The organism is Vreelandella sedimenti (assembly GCF_013416325.1).
GTDB classification, from domain to species: Bacteria; Pseudomonadota; Gammaproteobacteria; order Pseudomonadales; family Halomonadaceae; genus Vreelandella; species Vreelandella sedimenti.
On sequence record NZ_JACCGK010000023.1, the window covers coordinates 1 to 18,509 of the forward strand.

18 protein-coding genes are annotated in these 18,509 nt (G+C 55.4%); 3 read left to right on the forward strand and 15 right to left on the reverse strand.

Annotated elements, in window-relative coordinates:
- Nucleotides 1-97: 97 nt before the first annotated feature.
- The 5 genes from HZU72_RS20835 to uraH form a co-directional block, all read right to left on the reverse strand.
- A complete protein-coding gene (locus HZU72_RS20835) occupies nt 98-385 on the reverse strand; it encodes a type II toxin-antitoxin system RelE/ParE family toxin (protein ID WP_180095568.1) in 288 nt (95 codons plus the stop codon).
- Nucleotides 378-599, reverse strand: coding sequence for a TA system antitoxin ParD family protein (locus HZU72_RS20840; RefSeq protein ID WP_180095570.1), 222 nt, complete (start codon nt 597-599; stop codon nt 378-380). Before HZU72_RS20840 ends, HZU72_RS20835 begins: the two co-directional genes overlap by 8 nt.
- A 101-nt stretch (nt 600-700) precedes the next feature.
- On the reverse strand, nt 701-1,435 hold the full coding sequence (locus HZU72_RS20845) for a GntR family transcriptional regulator (protein WP_180095572.1): 735 nt from the start codon (nt 1,433-1,435) through the stop codon (nt 701-703).
- Nucleotides 1,436-1,631: 196 nt separating this feature from the next.
- Nucleotides 1,632-2,834 (reverse strand): urate hydroxylase PuuD, encoded by a 1,203-nt coding sequence (locus tag HZU72_RS20850; protein ID WP_180095574.1) that lies wholly within the window; start codon nt 2,832-2,834, stop codon nt 1,632-1,634.
- 156 nt (nt 2,835-2,990) lie between these two features.
- Complete coding sequence (gene uraH / locus HZU72_RS20855) at nt 2,991-3,344, reverse strand: hydroxyisourate hydrolase (RefSeq protein ID WP_180095576.1); 354 nt, start codon at nt 3,342-3,344, stop codon at nt 2,991-2,993.
- A gap of 163 nt (nt 3,345-3,507) precedes the next feature.
- Between uraH and uraD the strand changes: the two genes are divergently transcribed.
- Both uraD and HZU72_RS20865 read left to right on the forward strand, forming a co-directional pair.
- On the forward strand, nt 3,508-4,044 hold the full coding sequence (gene uraD / locus HZU72_RS20860) for a 2-oxo-4-hydroxy-4-carboxy-5-ureidoimidazoline decarboxylase (RefSeq protein ID WP_180095578.1): 537 nt from the start codon (nt 3,508-3,510) through the stop codon (nt 4,042-4,044).
- Nucleotides 4,045-4,163: 119 nt separating this feature from the next.
- The gene (locus HZU72_RS20865; protein WP_180095580.1) at nt 4,164-5,531 is read left to right on the forward strand and encodes a uracil-xanthine permease family protein; all 1,368 of its coding nucleotides are present in this window, start codon (nt 4,164-4,166) and stop codon (nt 5,529-5,531) included.
- 78 nt (nt 5,532-5,609) lie between these two features.
- On the opposite strand, the gene HZU72_RS20870 is transcribed toward HZU72_RS20865, so the two are convergent.
- From HZU72_RS20870 to HZU72_RS20880, 3 genes are all read right to left on the reverse strand, one after another.
- On the reverse strand, nt 5,610-5,966 hold the full coding sequence (locus HZU72_RS20870; RefSeq protein WP_027958119.1) for a phasin family protein: 357 nt from the start codon (nt 5,964-5,966) through the stop codon (nt 5,610-5,612).
- A 180-nt stretch (nt 5,967-6,146) separates the two neighbouring features.
- Nucleotides 6,147-6,836, reverse strand: a complete 690-nt coding sequence (locus HZU72_RS20875) for a glutathione binding-like protein (RefSeq protein WP_180095582.1) — start codon at nt 6,834-6,836, stop codon at nt 6,147-6,149.
- A gap of 103 nt (nt 6,837-6,939) precedes the next feature.
- Nucleotides 6,940-7,632, reverse strand: coding sequence for a glutathione S-transferase family protein (locus tag HZU72_RS20880; RefSeq protein ID WP_180095652.1), 693 nt, complete (start codon nt 7,630-7,632; stop codon nt 6,940-6,942).
- A gap of 378 nt (nt 7,633-8,010) precedes the next feature.
- On the opposite strand from HZU72_RS20880, the gene HZU72_RS20885 reads away from it, so the two are divergent.
- Nucleotides 8,011-9,702 (forward strand): L-lactate permease, encoded by a 1,692-nt coding sequence (locus HZU72_RS20885; RefSeq protein WP_180095583.1) that lies wholly within the window; start codon nt 8,011-8,013, stop codon nt 9,700-9,702.
- Nucleotides 9,703-9,815: 113 nt separating this feature from the next.
- On the opposite strand, the gene HZU72_RS20890 is transcribed toward HZU72_RS20885, so the two are convergent.
- From HZU72_RS20890 to HZU72_RS20920, 7 genes are all read right to left on the reverse strand, one after another.
- Nucleotides 9,816-10,340 (reverse strand): gamma carbonic anhydrase family protein, encoded by a 525-nt coding sequence (locus tag HZU72_RS20890; RefSeq protein WP_180095585.1) that lies wholly within the window; start codon nt 10,338-10,340, stop codon nt 9,816-9,818.
- 34 nt (nt 10,341-10,374) lie between these two features.
- Complete coding sequence (locus tag HZU72_RS20895) at nt 10,375-13,377, reverse strand: FAD-binding and (Fe-S)-binding domain-containing protein (protein WP_180095587.1); 3,003 nt, start codon at nt 13,375-13,377, stop codon at nt 10,375-10,377.
- 16 nt (nt 13,378-13,393) lie between these two features.
- Entirely contained in the window at nt 13,394-14,605 is a 1,212-nt protein-coding gene (locus HZU72_RS20900) for a pyridoxal-phosphate-dependent aminotransferase family protein (protein WP_180095589.1), read from the reverse strand.
- 61 nt (nt 14,606-14,666) lie between these two features.
- Complete coding sequence (locus HZU72_RS20905; protein ID WP_180095591.1) at nt 14,667-15,854, reverse strand: CaiB/BaiF CoA transferase family protein; 1,188 nt, start codon at nt 15,852-15,854, stop codon at nt 14,667-14,669.
- 24 nt (nt 15,855-15,878) lie between these two features.
- Nucleotides 15,879-16,664, reverse strand: a complete 786-nt coding sequence (locus tag HZU72_RS20910) for an enoyl-CoA hydratase/isomerase family protein (RefSeq protein WP_180095593.1) — start codon at nt 16,662-16,664, stop codon at nt 15,879-15,881.
- Between the two features lie 28 nt (nt 16,665-16,692).
- The gene (locus HZU72_RS20915; protein WP_180095595.1) at nt 16,693-17,973 is read right to left on the reverse strand and encodes a TRAP transporter large permease; all 1,281 of its coding nucleotides are present in this window, start codon (nt 17,971-17,973) and stop codon (nt 16,693-16,695) included.
- Nucleotides 17,970-18,488 (reverse strand): TRAP transporter small permease, encoded by a 519-nt coding sequence (locus tag HZU72_RS20920; protein ID WP_208458178.1) that lies wholly within the window; start codon nt 18,486-18,488, stop codon nt 17,970-17,972. Before HZU72_RS20920 ends, HZU72_RS20915 begins: the two co-directional genes overlap by 4 nt.
- Between the last annotated feature and the right edge of the window lie 21 nt (nt 18,489-18,509).

Here is an 18,509-nt window from a genome sequence, read left to right on the forward strand (position 1 = left end):
ATTAGTTCATGCCCATGCTGGGCGTACACAATCGCAACAGCGGATCAATTTCCCGCTGCCGCTACAAATTGCCCGCTATTGCGGGCTTTGTAAAGTACTAGCTCCGTTTGATATCACGATAAAAGTTTTCGTGTGACCCCAGAGCCAACAATTCGAGAACAAGGGCGCCATCATCAAAGCTGTATCCGAGCAACGTTAGTTGCTTGTTCATTTTAAATTTATATACACGCAAGAATGATAGATCACCCTTCTTCTGTTCTCCCAAAGCGGGCTCGTCCATTAGCTTTTTGACAGCTGCGTCGAGATCTTTTTTCTGATTGGCTTGAAGCTTCTTTACTGCTTTTTTAAAGCTCGGGGACTGTAAGACACTGATGGCTTTAGCCAAAATCGTAGGTCTCCAGCTTCCCTGCTTCACGTTCTGCTTTTGCAATAATAGCTTGCTTCACAAATTCATAAGGCAAATCAGGATTATCTTCCATCATTTCGCCGATTTTTGCCCAATGCTCGATTTGTTTAGGAGTCGTTCGATCAAGCGCTTTAGCTATAATCGTAGCTTTTTCAATAAGTTGCTGATCCAAGCGGATGCTATTAGTGGCCATTTTAATGCCCTCATAAAAACTGGCTTAATTGTAGCAAGGCGCCACAAATGAGGCAATTCGCATTCAAACTGGCTTTACGTTAGCGCTGCAAACCAGCGCACTTAGCCCCCAAATATCTGCTGCAAATCCGGTACATTCTCCACCTCTTCAACCATCGATAGCGACGCTTCGATAGCTTTTAGGTGGCGGCCCATAAAGGCTTTGGCGCGCTCGCCGTTGCCTGCTTCCAGGTAGCCGATCAGATCATCGTGGTCGTGGGATTCGCAGCCTAAATGGCCGCGGTGGCCGTAGACAGCGAGTATTAGCGATGAGCGGGAGCAGAGTCGCTCGACAAACTCGGCCAGGGTGGCATTGCCCGAAAGCTGTGCTAAACGCACATGGAAGTCGGCCGATAGGCGAATAGCCACGCTTTGTTGGCCGCTTCGCAGTGCTTGGCGCTCTTGGCGGGCCATTTCGCGCAGCTCCGCTGCTTCTTTTTCGCTCATTCGCCGAGCTACGTCGGGCATTAATCCGCACTCGATTAACTGACGGGCATCGAAAACGTCTTTGGCTTCATCGGCGGTGGGCCGGGTAACACTGGCGCCACGGCGCGGTGTTAGCGTGACTAACTGCTCCAGCGCCAGGCGCTGCAGGATTTTACGAATACCGGTGCGGCTAATGCCAAAGACATCCGCCAGCGCATCTTCGCGCAACCGTGCGCCGGGCTTTAAGCGCTGCTCGACAATGGCATCGCTCACGGAACGATAGATAGCATCGTGGCGCTCATCGCCCTCTTTGCTATTTTTCGTTTCGTTAGCAGGAGCGCGCCGTTTTTCCGGCGCCTGCGCATCACTCATAGCTATCCTCTCAAGGCCTTAGGGTTTGTACGAAAAGTCGGCGAGCGAAGACTAGACAAGGCTAAAATCGACGAGAAAAGGACCGGGCTCGCGCTCGAGTTTACGGGGTGTAAATGAGCATTTCGATCGGACTCGCGCACGAGGCGATTTTTAACGCAGTATTGTCGAGCGTAGTCAGTGTTCGTACAAAGCCTGATCATTCCTCCCAAGCGGCAATGATATCGCGCTCGTCATCGCTCATGTTGGTCATATTGCCTAACGGCATATAGCGGCTGGCCACTACTTGCTGAATTTGTGCCTTTTGCCCGAGGATTTCATCCCAGCTATCGAAAGCAATCCCGGCGGGCGGTGCTGAAAAACCAGCATGCTCAGGGTTGCGAGCATGACACTGAACACAGTGCTGCTCAATCAAACCGGTGATTTGTGCCTGATCTGGCCCTTGCGCGCCTTCGTTACCACTAGGCGACGATGAACTTGGTGCAGCCACCCAAACCGCTAACAGAATAAGCCCTACCCCAAAGGCGGGATACGCTGGCTGGGTTTTGCCTGCATGCATCAAGACAAAGAATTGACGGATCAAGGCACCGGCAAAGATAAACAGCACCATCACGACCCAGGCAAGCCCGTGGGAGTAGATAAAGGAGTAGTGATTACTCACCATCAACAACACGACCGGTAGCGTGAAGTAGGTGTTATGCACCGAGCGCTGCTTGCCGCGTTTGCCATCCAAAGGATTAGGCGCATCGCCTGCCTTCATGGCTTTTACCATGCGGCGCTGGCCGGGAATGATCCAGAAGAAGACGTTGGCCGACATTGCCGTCGCCATCACCGCCCCCGTGAGCAGGAAGGCGGCGCGACCGGTGAACATCTGCGTACTGAGGTAGGCAACCACGATCATCATTACGGCAACCGCGATGCTGAGCAGACCATCACGATCCATATTAGGGCTAATGCGTTTACACAGCTCGTTATAAACCACCCAACCGCCGAGCAAAAATGCCAGCGCCAGCACGTTGGCCTGCCAGCCTGTCATGTTGGCTGCCCACTCCCAGGGGCTGTTGGGGTTTACCAGATAGAAGCCCGGATTGACCATGTAAAGAATCACAAACAGCGCAAAGCCGGAAAGCCAGGTGGTGTAAGCTTTCCAGAATGACCAGTGCAGATCATTGGGTAACTTGGCAGGTGCGGTAGCGTACTTCTGGTTGTGGTAAAAACCACCGCCATGCACCGACCACATTTCGCCAAACACGCCCTTCTCGCGGTCTTCTTCAGCCTTCGGCGAGCGCAGGCTATTATCCAGCATTACAAAGTAGATCGACTCGCCGATCCAGGCAATGGCCGCAATCACATGCAGCCAGCGCAGTAGCAGATTAACAAAATCGATTAGATACGCTTGCATAAAATAAATCCCGTTAGGTTTGCCTGAAAACTCAGCGAGCGAAGGTCAGGCTAGGCAAAAATCGGCGAGAAGACGGAGTTTACAAAGTGTAAATGAGTACTTTGAGCCGATTTTTAACAACGCATGGCCGAGCGCAGCCAGTTTTCAGACAAAGCTTCAGCTACCGCGGTAAGTCGAGTACCCATAGGGCGAGAGGAGTAGCGGCACATGGTAGTGCTGGCTGGCATCCGCAACGCCAAAGCGCAGCGGGATTACATCTAGAAAGCGCGGCTCGGCCGCTTCAACGCCTTGGGCACGCAGGTAGTCACCGGCATGAAACACCAGTTCGTACTCGCCTGGCGTGAGCGCATCACCCTCTAAAATGGGCGCATCGCAACGCCCGTCACTGTTGGTGATCACGGTACTCAGATGCTGGCGCTCACTGACGGTAAGGCAAAACACCTCAATGGTAATCCCCTGACCGGGCTGACCTTTGGCGGTATCCAGTACGTGGGTGGTTAAACGTCCCATAGCCGCTCCTTGTTGATTATTGATGACGTTGCTTGACCTGTTGGTCAAAGAGTACCGTTCCTGATATTTATTGTATACAGTAATTCCAACCCTGCACATTTAGATCCACGTTTGCTTTGAATCACGTATGTTGTAAAAACTTACACCACTTAGGAGAGTTCCAGTGCCCACACTGCAGCCGTTACTGCTTTCACCCGCGCCTAGCAAGTGCAGCCTTGAAATGCTGACTCATCACTATGGGGATGTTTATGAGCACTCCCCCTGGGTGGCTGAAGCTGCCTGGCAGCACGGCCTGACTGAAGCCCATGATACACCCGACGCACTGGCCGAGCTGATGGGGCTTATGTTGCAGCAGGCGAGCAACGAACAGCAAATTAAGGTGATTCAGGCGCACCCTGATCTGGCAGGCAAAGCCGCTATGGCAGGTGAATTAACCCAAGACTCAACCCGCGAACAAGCCGGCGCTGGGCTTGATCAGTGCAGCCCTGAGGAGTTTGCGCGCTTTGAATACCTTAATGCGGCGTACAAGGAAAAATTTGGCTTTCCTTTTGTGATTGCCGTTAAAGGGCTGGATCGACATGCCATATTAGCAGCCTTCGAGGAGCGCCTGAACAACGATGCGGCTACCGAGCGCCAAACGGCGATTGAGCAAATTATTCGCATTGCGCGCTTTCGGTTAAGGGCGCGGGCCAAGCAATAAAACGAAGCGTTGAAGACTATTCGTTGATTGGGCTATTGCATTTATTTTTTGTATACATTTTTATTAGTTAATGGATGCAAGAAGAAAACAATGTCACCCACAGCAAATAAAGGCTCTCTATGTCCACACCGCCCGATGCCAAAACGCGGCCTTCGCGTACCATTAATCAGAACCCCGATGCGATGCCGCCGTTATCAAAAGCGATCCCGCTAGGCCTCCAGCACATCATGGCTATGTTCGCTGGCAACGTGACACCGCCGATTATTATTGCTGGCGTGATCGGCGCTAATCCGGCGGAGCAGATCTTTTTAATTCAGGTGGCGCTGTTTGTTGCGGGGGTATCCACGCTGGTACAAACCATCGGCATCGGCCCGATAGGCGCACGCCTGCCGATTGTGCAGGGCACCAGCTTTGGCTTCTTGCCGGTGGCGCTGCCGCTGGCGAAAGCGTTTGGCCTACCCGCCGTTCTGGGCGCTTCCTTTGTAGCAGGACTACTGCAAATTGTGCTCGGTGCGTTTTTAAAGAAGATTCGCCACTGGTTCTCTCCAGTAGTCACAGGCATTGTGGTGCTATTGATCGGGATTACATTGATGCCGGTCGGCCTCAATTACGCCGCAGGCGGTGTGGGGGCGGATGACTTTGCGTCACCCAGCAACTTGCTGCTGGCGCTCTTTGTACTCAGCGTGACGATTGCTGTTCATCAATATGGGCGGGGCTTTATCAAAGCATCCTCTATTCTATTTGGCTTATTGGCTGGCTACATAGTGGCCATTGCCCTTGGAATAGTTGATTTTACGTCCCTTAGTAACGCTGCATGGTTTGCGTTCCCCAAGCCGCTGGAATACGGCATGACGTTTTCGGGCACCGCAATCATTGGCATGACGCTGATTATGTTCGTGGTTGGATTAGAAACGATCGGCAATATCTCCGCAATTACGACCACAGGGGCTGGCCGCCCGGCGAAGGATCGCGAGCTTTCCGGCGGTGTAATGGCCGATGGTGTGGCCACTTCATTTGCAGCGGTTTTCAATACCCTGCCCAACACCGCTTACGCTCAGAATGTTGGTTTAATTACCCTCACCGGCGTGGTGAGTCGCCACGTGGTAACTATTGGTGGGCTGCTATTAATCGCCATGGGGCTATTTCCCAAGCTGGGAGGGCTGGTGGCCGCCATGCCGCCTGCGGTTCTTGGCGGTGCGGGCGTCGTCATGTTCGGCATGATCGCATCGGCGGGTCTTAAAATTATCAAAGAGTGCGAGTTGGATCAGCGCAACATGCTGATTATTGCCGTCTCGCTAAGCCTGGGTATCGGTCTGCCAGCCGTCGAGGCAATTTCAGAAACCATGCCGGGGCAGCTAGGGCTGCTGCTTAAGTCGGGCTTAGTGCCTGCAGCCCTCGCCGCTTTATTACTAGACGCCATTTTACCGGGCAAACCTGACAGGCGTGCCAAACTGGCCAAGGCCGAAGCGGAGTATCAAAACCGTTAACCATGCGGTGATGAGCGGGGGCAAATAAAAACGCCGCACCCTCGGGGGGCGGCGTTTTAAAGCGGTGGTATAGTTAAATTACTGCTTGGCGGTCTCTACCGCTTTCTTAGTGGTCTCTTCTGCCATTTTTTGGCTGTCTTGAGCGAAGCTTTGTCCGATGGAAGTTACTTTTTCCGTATCGCCCTTCACTCGTTCCATAAATTCTCCAGCCGTTTTTTGCTGGGTTTCCATGGCTTTTTTGAAGCTGTCGGGGTCTTTGACATCAAGCCAAGTGCGCGCTTGCGCAATAGCCATGTCCGAGTAGGCGCGGGCTGCATCTAACTGTGCACTAACCAGCTGATCATAGTAATCGAGCGCTGTCAGCGTGTAAGAACGCATCGGTGAAACAAAAACGGACTCAAACTGTTGCGTGGTTTTCTCAGTCGCTTTATTCATAGTAATACCTCCAAGAGTGAGCTAGCACGTAAACACGCCTTGATTAGACGGTTCTTAGCCAGGCTTTTGCCTCTGCTGTCTTTAAAGCTAGCAGTGCTTTTTGTGCATCGCAACATGATTTTTCCTCATGTTGCACATGCTCACTCGCAGATCGTTAGGATGGCTGACGGTAGCCTGCTACTAACGGTTACCGAACAAGTGCTTACGCGCCTGCTCATCCATTTCCACGCCGGCCTGAGGGTTAACGTCTTCGACCAATGCATAGGCTCGACGTACGGCCGGGCGTTCTTTGATCATGTCAAACCAGCGCTCCAAGTCGGGAAACTCTTCCAAGGTTTGACGCTGTTTTTCCCAGGGAACAATCCAGGGGTAGATCGCCATGTCAGCGATTGAGTAATCATCGCCACCGACATAAGTGTGATGCGCCAGACGTTGGTCTAGCACGCTATAAAGCCGATTGGTTTCGCGCACGTAGCGCTCAATGGCATAGTCGATCTTTTGCGGCGCATAGTGGCAAAAGTGATGGTTTTGGCCTGCCATGGGCCCTAGCCCGCCCATTTGCCAGTGCAACCACTGCAAGACGATATAGCGCTCGCGGCCTGCAGAGGGTAAGAAGAGGCCACTCTTATCGGCCAGGTACTCGAGGATGGCGCCCGACTCAAACATCGACAGCGGCTGGCCACCATCCTGCGGGGAGTGATCGACAATGGCAGGAATTCGGTTATTGGGAGCGATAGTGAGAAATTCAGGATCAAACTGCTCGCCTCGGCCAATGTTAATCGGCTTCACTCGGTACGCCAGATTGGCTTCTTCGAGCATAATGGAGATTTTATGGCCGTTAGGTGTTGTCCAATAATACAGGTCAATCATTGCCATCTCCTTGATGAAAAACTTGATTCACTCGCCAAGCTTTCAAAATTTATCGTGCGGTACCTTAGCGTACCGCCCTGTAAGCCATATCGCGCCGTTGGCGTTATATATCGCGAACGGTCAGAGCATTACTGGCAGCCCCATTGTGCACGTTGAGCATCCGCTTAAACCACTCCTCCACCGGGTCGCCAGGCTCTACTACCGCCTGTGTCGATACGACGTGAGCCCACATCATACTGCCAAACAGCAGGTAATCTGAGCCGCTGGGTGCGTCACCGTCTAAAAAGGTGCTCTCCCGCAGCAGGTCACGTACTGGTGCCAGCGCCTGCTTGAGCTGCTGCTTACCCTGCTCGGGCTGGTGGAACTCTTCCAGCGTGCAGCCAAACCGCGCTTCGCGAGTGTCGCGGAAATAGCTACGGTCGTCTGGGTGGACGGCTGCAAATAAATCCATCGCGATAATGCGGAATAGCGCAGGGTTTACGCTGCGCTCAACAAAGTATTTGAACAGTAATACCCGCTGATAGCTGACGCCCTCCCCCAACACGGGTGCCTCGGGATACGCCTTATCCAGGTAGCGCATAATCTCGAAACTGTCTGTAACGACCTGATCACCGTCACACAGCACCGGTACTTTGTCGTAGTCGGCAAACGCCAGCGCTTTCTTATCGAGGAATCGCCACGCTACGGAGGTGAATTCCAGCCCTTTGTGGGTGAGTGCCATACGTACGCGCCAGCAGTAAGGTGAGAAGCGGAGCCGCTCGTCCCGGCCGCACAGATCATAAAGAGTCATTGCCACTGCCATAACCTCCGTGTGGTTGATCATAGTGAGTTCACAGCATTTCAGCCGCTAACAATGAGCGTAAGCCATCTACGACGCAACTAGCGAGTTCTGTACTCATCCTTTCGCTGGCAACTGTACTGTCTATTAGTCTAATGACTCAGCACCTTGAGACTTACCCCCATCCACCAAAAAACCTTTTAAAAACATATTCATAAAGAAATATAGGCTGTGCAAAACCAGCTATCAAATACGCACTTAAGTGGTAAGACCAATTTTCCAATGTAGTCATATGGTTAGCCTAATCGTATCTTTCACCTACACCCGACTGGCGGTACAACGGCCAGACGGTTATTGCGGAGCATACCAAATCAATAACAAGGGGCAGTTCCTTCCATGAATGAAACGATACTTGCACTTCTGGCCTTTCTGCCGCTGTTGCTGGCCGGTATTTTGCTCATAGGGTTTAAAATACCTGCCAAGATAGCGATGCCGATTGTTTTCCTGACCGCGGCCATTATTGGCTTAACCGCTTGGGATATGTCCTTTAGCCGCGTGGCGGCGTCGACCATCCAAGGCCTGATTCAAACTGCAGGTCTCCTATGGATCATCTTTGGCGCCATACTGCTGCTTAACACCCTTAAGCACTCCGGCGGTATTACGGCTATCCGTAATGGTTTTTCAGATATTAGTCCTGACCGCCGCGTACAGGCGTTGATTGTTGCCTGGCTGTTCGGCTGTTTTATCGAAGGGGCTTCGGGCTTCGGTACGCCCGCTGCGGTAGCTGCACCGCTAATGGTCGCTCTTGGCTTTCCGGCGCTTGCGGCGGTGGTCGTGGGCATGATGATTCAATCAACGCCGGTCTCGTTTGGCGCTGTGGGCACGCCTATTGTGGTCGGCGTGGGCAGCGGCCTGGATCGCGCAGGTATTAGCGCCGAACTCGACTCGGTAGGCTCCAGCTGGGATGTGTTCTTCCAGCTAGTCACCAGCGAAGTGGCGATTACTCACGGTATCGTGGGCATTTTGATGCCGCTAATTCTCGTCACGGTAATGGTGCGCTTCTTCGGTGCCAACCGCTCCTGGAAAGAGGGGCTATCGATTACCCCTTTCGCTATCTTTACCGGCGTTTGCTTTGTGGTGCCTTACATGCTGGTAGGCGTACTACTGGGCCCTGAGTTCCCGTCAATGATCGGCGCCATGGTCGGCTTGGCGATTGTGGTACCTGCCGCCAAACGTGGTTTCCTGCTGCCTAAAGACACCTGGGACTTCCCCGAGTCTTCCTCTTGGCCAGACGAGTGGATCGGCAACCTGCAAATCAAGCTTGATGACGTTGTCGGCAGAGCGCCAATGTCCACCTTTAAAGGCTGGGTACCCTATGTGCTGCTCGCTCTGTTCTTGGTGGCCTCTCGCACCATCGAGCCGCTGCGTAACGCCCTGACCTCAATTAACCTCAGTTGGAACAATATCCTTGGCGAAGCGGGTGTTAGCGGTGGTGTTCAGCCGCTCTACCTGCCGGGCGGTATTATTATTGCCGTAGTGATCGTCACTTATTTCTTGCATCGCATGAACCCACAAAAGATTAGCGCGGCCATGTCTGAATCAACCAAAACGATTTTTGGTGCCGGCTTCGTGTTGATCTTTACCGTGCCAATGGTGCGCATCCTGATCAACTCCGGCGTTAACGGTGCGGATCTTGTCTCGATGCCGGTAATGATGGCTCAAGCAGTGGCCGATAGCGTGGGCGGTATTTACCCCTTCTTTGCCCCGGCGGTCGGGGCGATGGGCGCCTTCATTGCAGGCTCTAACACGGTATCCAACCTGATGCTGGCGGAGTTCCAGTTCAGCGTTGCGGAAACTCTAGGGCTTTCCACGGCCATGATGGTAGCGCTGCAGGCAGTGGGTGCAGCGGCAGGTAATATGATCGCCATCCATAACGTGGTCGCAGCATCTGCAACGGTCGGTTTGCTAGGCCGTGAAGGCGCTACGATCCGTAAGACGATTCTGCCCACCATCTACTACCTCATCTTTACCGGTATTATCGCGCTGGTTGCGTTCTACGTTATTGGCGTCACGGATCCATTGATGTGATGTAGTTATCGTATGTGAATTAGCGGCCGTAAACGCTACGCTAGAAACGCAAACCCCCAGGCCTAAGCCTGGGGGTTTTGTCGTTTTGGCGAGATCAATCTAGCCAGTTAGCGTCAGTCTATTCGCTTTAGCTCCTGGCTGTGGCGTTTACCGCGCTCGACATAGCCCTGAGCATTCTTTTTCATACCCGCAACGGCCTCATCAGAAAGCTCCCGCACCACCCTGGCAGGCGAGCCAACGATTAACGAGTTAGGCGGAAACACCGCGCCCTCCTTAATAAAGGCACCAGCACCCACCAGGCTATTCTCACCAATCACCGCACCATTGAGTACTACTGCCTGTATACCGATTAAGCAGCCATCGCCCACGGTACAGCCATGTAGCATGGCCTGATGCCCGACCGTCACCCCTTTGCCTACTTTAAGCGGAAAGCCTGGATCAGCATGGAGAACCGCACCATCCTGGATATTACTCTCTTCGCCTATTTCAAGATGATCGCTGTCACCCCGCAACACGGCCTGATACCAGACGCTTGAGCGGGATTTTAAAGTAACCTGGCCGATAACATCCGCCGTTTCCGCAATATATACGTCGTCCTGAATATCTGGCCGATACTCGCCGTATTGATAAATGGCCATGTTGAACTCCTGGGTTGTTATTGGTGCCTAGCCTTCAGGCTAGCGCTTGTTCGAGGAGCCGGGCAACATGTATTGCTTCGCGACCGCTGCCATCGTGAATCTGATGGCGACAGCTCGTGCCATCGGCCACCACTACAGCGTATTGATCCGCCTGACGAATAGCAGGCAGTAGTGAAAGCTCCGCCATTTTCATAGAGGCATCGTAGTGCTCCGCTTCATAGCCAAAGCTGCCCGCCATGCCGCAACAGGAGGACTCGATAGTCTCGACTGTGAGTTCAGGAATCCAGCCCAGCACTTGCTCAACGGGACGCAACGCATCAAACGCCTTTTGATGGCAGTGACCGTGCAGCATCGCCCGATCATAATGCAGTGGCTTCAGTTCGAGGGGGAGCAGGTCTTCGGCACGCGCCTTGACCAGAAACTCTTCAAACAGATAGGCCGATGACGACAGTGCTTTTGCCTCTTCGCCAAAGCCGTACTGAAGGAATTCATCACGCATGCTGAGCAGGCAGGAGGGTTCCAACCCCACTATCGCCACGCCGCGTTCGACAAACGGCATCAGGTGCTCAAGGGTGCGTTTGGCTTCCGCTTTGGCTTTATCAAACTGGCCCGACGATAAGTAGGTTCGACCACAGCAGAGTGGCCGTTGGTCTTTGGTAATATTGAGATGCACGCGATACCCCGCGGCTTCCAGCACCCGCTTGGCTGCCTTGGCATTGTCACCCTCCATATAGTTATTGAAAGTATCCACAAACAGCAGCACTTCTCGCTCCGAGGCAAATGACGATTGCGACGCCTCGGCACTGGCGAGAAAATTACCGTTAAACAGCGGCAACGAGCGCTGGGGCGTCAGCTTCAACGCCTGTTTGATCCGTTTGGCCAGGAACGGCATGCGCTCAACGCTATTAATCAATATAGAAAACTTACTGGCCCAGGGCGCGTAGCGCGGCATCTCGCCGACCATGCGATCACGCAGTGATAACCCATTGGCACGAGCGCGTGCGGTACGGGCTTCTATCTTGAACTTCGCCATATCGACGCCGGTGGGGCAATCCCGCTTGCAGCCCTTGCACGACACGCAAAGATCCAGCGCTTCTTTTACATCGTCGCTGGCGAGCCCCGCCTCACCCAACTGACCTGAGAGCACCAAACGCAGCGTATTGGCTCGGCCACGGGTCAGGTGCTGCTCGTCTCTCGTGATACGGAAGCTCGGACACATGGTGCCCGCATCAAACTTGCGGCAGTGGCCGTTGTTGTTGCACATCTCTACCGCCATGGCCAAGCCATGGGTTGCGTCGCTGCCGGAGCCCGGAGGTGATTGCTCGCCGGTGAGCGGGTCGCGTTTCACGTTCCAGGCGGACCAATCGAATACCGGGGTTAGCGGAATAGTGGTGTAGGACGTGGGAAAACGAAAATAGCGCTCGTCGTCCATTTTAGGGGTATCGACGATTTTACCCGGATTAAACAGATTTTCCGGGTCAAACAGCTGTTTGACATCATGGAAGGCGTTATTGACCGTTTCTCCGAACTGCCACGCCACCCACTCGCCACGGCAGATGCCGTCGCCATGCTCGCCAGAGTAGGCGCCTTTGTATTCGCGCACTAGCGCGGAGGCCAGCTCGGCGATTTCACGCATTTTTTCCGCGCCATCGCGGCGCATATCGAGAATCGGCCGAACGTGTAGCGTGCCGACGCCTGCGTGGGCGTACCAAGTGCCCTCGGTGCCGTAGCGGTTGAAAGCGTCGGTGAGCTTGTCGGTGTACTCAGCCAGGTGCTCTAGCGGCACTGCACAATCTTCAATAAAAGAGACCGGTTTGCCGTCGCCCTTCATGCTCATCATGATGTTGAGCCCGGCTTTGCGCACGTTCCACAGCGCTTTCTGCTCTGCCGCTTCAGGCATATCCACCACGCTGCCCGGCAGACCTAAATCGCCCATCAATTCATTAAGCCCACGCAGCGCTTCAAGCTGCGTTGCATGGTCGTGACCGGCAAACTCCACCAGCAAAATGGCTTCCGGCTTGCCAATCAGCGCCTTCTCAATGACCGGGCGGAACGCTGGGTTCTCCAGCGACAGCTCGATCATGGTGCGGTCTACCAGTTCGACCGCCGTGGGACCAAGCTTGACGATATGCTGAGTGAAATCCATCGCCTGATAAAAGGTCGGGAAATTCACCACGCCCAGCACCTTCTGCTCGGGCAGCGGTGAAAGCCTGAGCTTAATACGCTGGCTTACCCCTAACGTGCCTTCCGAGCCCACCAGCAGGTGGGCCAGGTTGGCGCGACTGTCAGGGTCGTAAGGCATCGGGTTCTGGCAATCGAACAGATCCAGATTGTAGCCACCCACCCGACGCAATACTTTGGGAAAGTGATCGCGAATTTCCGGGGCCACACGCTCCGCAATCGCCCTCACCTGTTGGGCAAGGCGCTGCTCCCGCGAATTTTCCGCGAAGCTGTCAACGAAACCAAAACTCGCCGCGCTGCCGTCAGCCAATAGCGCGTCCACGCCCAGCACGTTGTGCACCATATTGCCGTAGTAGATCGAACGCGACCCGCAGGAGTTATTGCCCGCCATGCCGCCAATGGTGCACTGTGCGCTGGTGGAAACATCTACCGGATACCAGAGCCCATAGGGCTTTAGCCACGCGTTGAGATGGTCAAGCACGACACCCGGCTCGACCACGACGGTGCGCGCCTCGGCGTCAAACTCAATCACTTCGTTGAGCCAACGCGTGGTGTCGATCACCAGCGCTTCACCGACAGTCTGGCCGCACTGGCTGGTGCCCGCGCCCCGGGCCAAGATTGGCACCTTGGCATCACGGGCAATATCCAGAGCAATTTTCAGGTCTTCCTGATGGCGGGGTATGACCACCCCCACCGGTGTCACCTGATAGATAGAGGCGTCGGTTGAATAGCGTCCTCGGGTTGCCCGGTCAAACAGTACCTCACCGGTCATTTCGCGGTGTAAGCGCTCGGCTAACTCACCGAGCGGTTTAAACTTGGCATCGCGGGACGGGGTTTGATTCGTTAGAGACGTCATGTGGCTCTCCCGCCGTTTAGCGCTTGCCTGCGTCAAGTGGGTTGGTGGCGAAGTAGTCCATCGCCGCTATCACGCCACTTCCCTTAAGGTTAACGCCCGCCAATTTCATGCCCGCTTCGCAGCCGCCCAGGGTGGCAATCAGCGTCAGGTCGTTGCAGTCGCCCAAATGGCCGATCCGGAACATCTTGCCCTTGGCCTTACCCAACCCCGTGCCCAGTGAAAGGTCAAAACGCTCATAGATAATTTTGCGCACGTCATCCGCATCGATACCCTCGGGCATCACCACGCCCGTCAATACCGGCGAGTAAACCGACGGATCCAGACACTGGATTTCCAGCCCCCACGCCTCGACTGCGGCGCGTACCCCAGCGGCCCAGCGCTGGTGGCGAGCCAGGACGTGATCGATACCTTCATCAAGCAACATATCTAGCGCTTCATTCAGGCCATAAAGCAAATTGGTGCTGGGGGTATAGGGCCAGTAGCCATTTTGGTTGGCTTCGAGAATTTCATCCCAGGCCCAGAAGCTTTTGGGCAGTTTCGCCTGCTTGCTGGTCTCGATGGCTTTTGACGAGAGCGCGTTAAAACTGATGCCTGGGGGCAGCATCAGGCCTTTCTGCGAGCCGGATACGGTGACATCGACACCCCATTCATCGTGGCGGTAGTCAGCGCTTGCCAGGCCGGAAATGGTATCGACAATCAGCAGTGCGGGATGGCCTGCAGCGTCGATCGCCTTACGCACGGCAGCGATGTCACTGGTCACCCCCGTCGAGGTTTCGTTATGCACCACGCAGACGGCCTTAAGCTCGTGGCCCGTATCTTCTTTAAGGCGCGCTTCGATCATGTCGGCCTGCACGCCATGTCGCCAACCGTCATAGCCTGGCAGGCCCAAGAACTCAGGCTGCAGATCCAAGCGTAGCGCCATTTTGTGCCACAACGTGGCGAAGTGGCCGGTTTCAAACATCAGCACACGATCACCCGGCGACAGGGTATTGATCAGCGCCGCTTCCCAGGCGCCGGTGCCCGAGGCCGGGTAGATGATCACCGGGCTCTCAGTTTTGAAGACTTTTTTAACTTTGCTCAGCAGCTCAAGCCCTAAAGCGCCGAACTCGGGACCGCGATGGTCGATGGTCGGCAGGCTCATGGCGCGCAAGATACGATCCGGCACCGGCGACGGGCCGGGTATCTGCAGGAAGTGGCGGCCGGACGGATGAAAATCGAGCTTCAACATGGTGATCTCTCCAGAGGCAATTTTGTACTTTTCATAATGAATTCAAAATGCATAAAAAAATTTACTTGATGCAGCCTTCGGCCCGCAGCGTTTCCAACTGCTCTGACGAGATGCCCAGCGTATCGAGCACTTCATCGGTATGCTGGCCGAACAGCGGGGCCGGGCTGCGGATCTGCGACGGGGTGCGCGAGAACTTGCTTGGAAAGCCGATGGTCTTCATCTTACCGATCACCGGGTGATCCATTTCCTGCACCATGCCGCGTGCCAGGTAATGCTCGTCCTGCATGGCCTGGGCGAAATTGTTGATCGGACCGGCCGGTACGCCTGCCTTGTCGCAAAGCTCGAGCCAATGATTCATGCCTAGGTCAACCATGATCGCCTCCAACACCGCCTCGAGTTCCTCTACGTTCTGGCCACGGTCGGAATTGGTCAGGAACCGAGGATCCTCCATCAGGTCTTCGCGCGCGAGCACGTCCTGACAGAATCGCTCCCAGGTACGCTGGTTAGCGCAGCCCAGCATGATATAGCCGTCGCTGGCCTTGACCGCTTGATAGGGCGCCGACACACGATGTCGCCAGCCAGTGGGCTCGGGTAGCGTACCTTCACCGAAGTAGGCCGCCGCCTCCCAGGCGAACCAGGGCAAGCCACACTCGGTGATGGCGATATCGATGTGCTGGCCTTCACCGCTGTTGGTCTTGTGGATATAGGCCGCGAGAATCGAGTACACCGCGGTGATGCCGGCGCCGATATCATAGACGGCGATGCCGGTCTTGAGCGGACGCCTACCCTTCTCGCCAGTCATCGACATCAACCCGGTCATGCCCTGGGCTACCAGGTCGAAACCACCGCGATGGCTGTAGGGGCCGGTCTGACCGTAGCCGGAAATCGAGCAGTAGATGATCCCCGGATTGATCGCCTTGATGGTGTCGTAGTCTATCTGCAGCGACTTGGTGACGCCGGTGCGGTAGTTCTCGACGATGACATCGGCATCCTTGGCCAGGCGATAGAAGATCTCCCTGGCCCGCTCATCCTTCAGGTTGAGCGAGATGCTCTTCTTGTTGCGATTGATCTGCGAAAAGCAGGTCGACTCGTCGTTGATGTAGGGGCCCATCTGGCGGCTGTCATCACCGCCCTGGATCTTCTCTACCTTGGTGACATCCGCCCCCATGTCGGCCAGTACCATCGTGCAGTAGGGCCCGGCCATGATCTGCGAGATGTCCAGCACTTTCACGTTCTGTAGTGGCAGCATTGGCTGAATTCCTCTCTGGATGACTTAACGACCCGACCATTCGAAAGATGTCTTGTTGACGAACTTGTCGACGGCTGCCTTGAAGTCATCGCTCATGTAGCAGGTGGTGACCCAGTCATCACCCGCCTCGAGTGACGCCCGACGCTGGGCCTGTACGCGCCCCACCAGCGACTTGCTGGCCTGAAGCGTCAGCGGTGCACACCTCGAGAATTCATGGGCGATCGCCGTGACCTCGGTGGCAATGGTGTCGGGCGAAAAGACGTTGTTGACCAACCCCGCCTGATAGGCTTCGTCGGCGGACAATAGCTTCGCCTGCATCAAGATTTCCTTGGTGCGCGCGACACCCACCATGTCGATCAGCCGCGAAACATTGGTGATCGACAGCGTGTTGCCCAGGGTCTTGGCGATTGGCACACCGAATTTCAGCGACGGCGTGCAGTAGCGAAAATCGCAGGCCATAGCCATCGCCGCGCCACCGCCGACACAAAAACCCTCGATCATGGCGATCGTCGGCTTGTTAAGCGTCTCAAGGCCACTCACCACCCGCTCGATGCGTCGCTCGTAATCGAGGGCATCCTGGGGTTTGTTAAAGTGAGCGAACTGGGTGATATCGGTCCCCGCCACGAAAGCCTCGCCACCGACACCATGCAGCACCACTGCATGTACGCTGTCGTCCTCGGCCAACTGCGCGCAGCTGGCTTCCAGAGCGTTGTACATTTCCCACGTCATGGCATTGCGACTCGCGGGTCGGTTGAAACCGATCCATGCGAGGCCTTCCTCGCGCCGGAAAATTACTGATTCATCTGACATAAACATTTCCTTCTGAACGCTATCGGGCTCACCGGTAGAAAAGCTCCACCAGGCCCAATGGGAAGATCGGCACGTAGGTCACCAGCATCAACAGTACAAACAACAGGGCGACGAACGGCAGATTGGCCTTGGACACATCCCAGATATCCGCCTTGGCCACCGAACAAGCGGTCATCAGTACACTTGCCACCGGTGGTGTCTGCTGGCCTATCGCCAGGTTCAGCGTCACGATCATGCCGAAGTGGACGGGATCGATGCCGACCATCATCACCAATGGCATGACAATGGGTACGGTAAGGATGATCGCCGCCGCCGAGTGCAGGATCATGCCGATCAACAGCAGGAAGATGTTAAGCAATGCAAGCACCGCGTACTTGTTGCTGGTGAAGTCGCCGATCATCGCCGCCAGCATCTGCGGCAGCTGAGCGCGGGTGAGGAAATCCCCGAGCAGTGCAGAACTTGCCACCAACAGCATGACCACGGCGGTCTGTACGCCACCCTCGACCATGGCCGCGCGTAGCTTCTTCCAGCGCAGTTCGCCGTAGCGGAAACTGATCAATAACGCCGCCAGTACCGCCAGCGCAGCTCCCTCGGTGGCCGTCATGAAGCCACCAAAGATGCCACCCAGGATGATCAACGGAAGCAAGAAGGCAAGGCTCGCCGCTTTGAAGGTGGTCCACACCCTGCTCAGCTTGAAGGTCTGCTCCACGGGAAAGTTATAGCGGACCGCGAAGTACCAGGCGAGCGCCATCATCGACAACCCACCGACAATGCCCGGTACGATGCCAGCGACGAAGAGCTGCACGACCGAGGTGTCGGCCATGGCGGCATAGAGGATCATCGGGATCGAAGGCGGTATGATGATGGCAAGCGATGCCGAGGAAGACGTGATGGCCGCGGCAAACGGAGCCGGATATCCCTTGCGCTTCATTTCCGGAATCAGGATGGAGCCAAGGGCCGCCACGTCAGCCACGGCAGACCCGGAGATCTCGGCGAAGAACAGCGAGGTGCCGACGTTCACCATGGCCAGGCCGCCACGAACAAAGCCAAGCAATGCCGAAGCGAAGTCGATCAGCCGTCGGGAGATGCCACCGGTGTTCATGATGGCGCCGGCCAGGACGAACAACGGAATAGCGATCAGCGGAAACTTAGTCGCCCCTTCAAACAGCACCAGCGGGAAGCCGAGCAGACTGTTCGTGCCTTGCAGCACCAGCATGGCGACGATGGACACCGCACCCAGGGCCACCGCTATGGGGATATTGATGAAGATCATGGCCAGGCCGGCCAGCAGGATCAAAGCCGTCGTCATTGCATTTCCTCCACAATATCCTGTTCCGAGGGTGGTTTACGCCCTTCCCAGGCTTCACGCAGGATGTCCGGTAGGTTAAGCAGCTCGGCGATGACATAAAGCGCCGCGCCAATGGGAATGGTGGACTGGGTCACGGCGATGGGGATGGGCACACTGACCAGGGTAGAACCGCCGAGGACGCCGATAATGTAGACGCCGTAGATGGCGAGCAGCACAAAGAAGGCGATGGTGATGACTTCACCGATCACTACCAGCGCCATACGCACGGCCCGTGGCTGCGAATAAACGAAACCGGGGACGCTGATGTGCGCGCGCTTGAGGGCGGCAAGGGCGGCACCGTAGTAGGTCACCCACGCCAACATCACGGCGGCGACCTCGTCATACCACCCCAGGGAATTGCCGGTATAGCGGAAGCTGACACCGAGCAGCACGACCACCGTTAGTGCCACCACCAGAAACATGGTAATGACCTCGAGCAGCCACTCGAAGCCGGATCGAAGTTTCAAAAGGGACATTGAAGCCACTCCGTCGAGCAG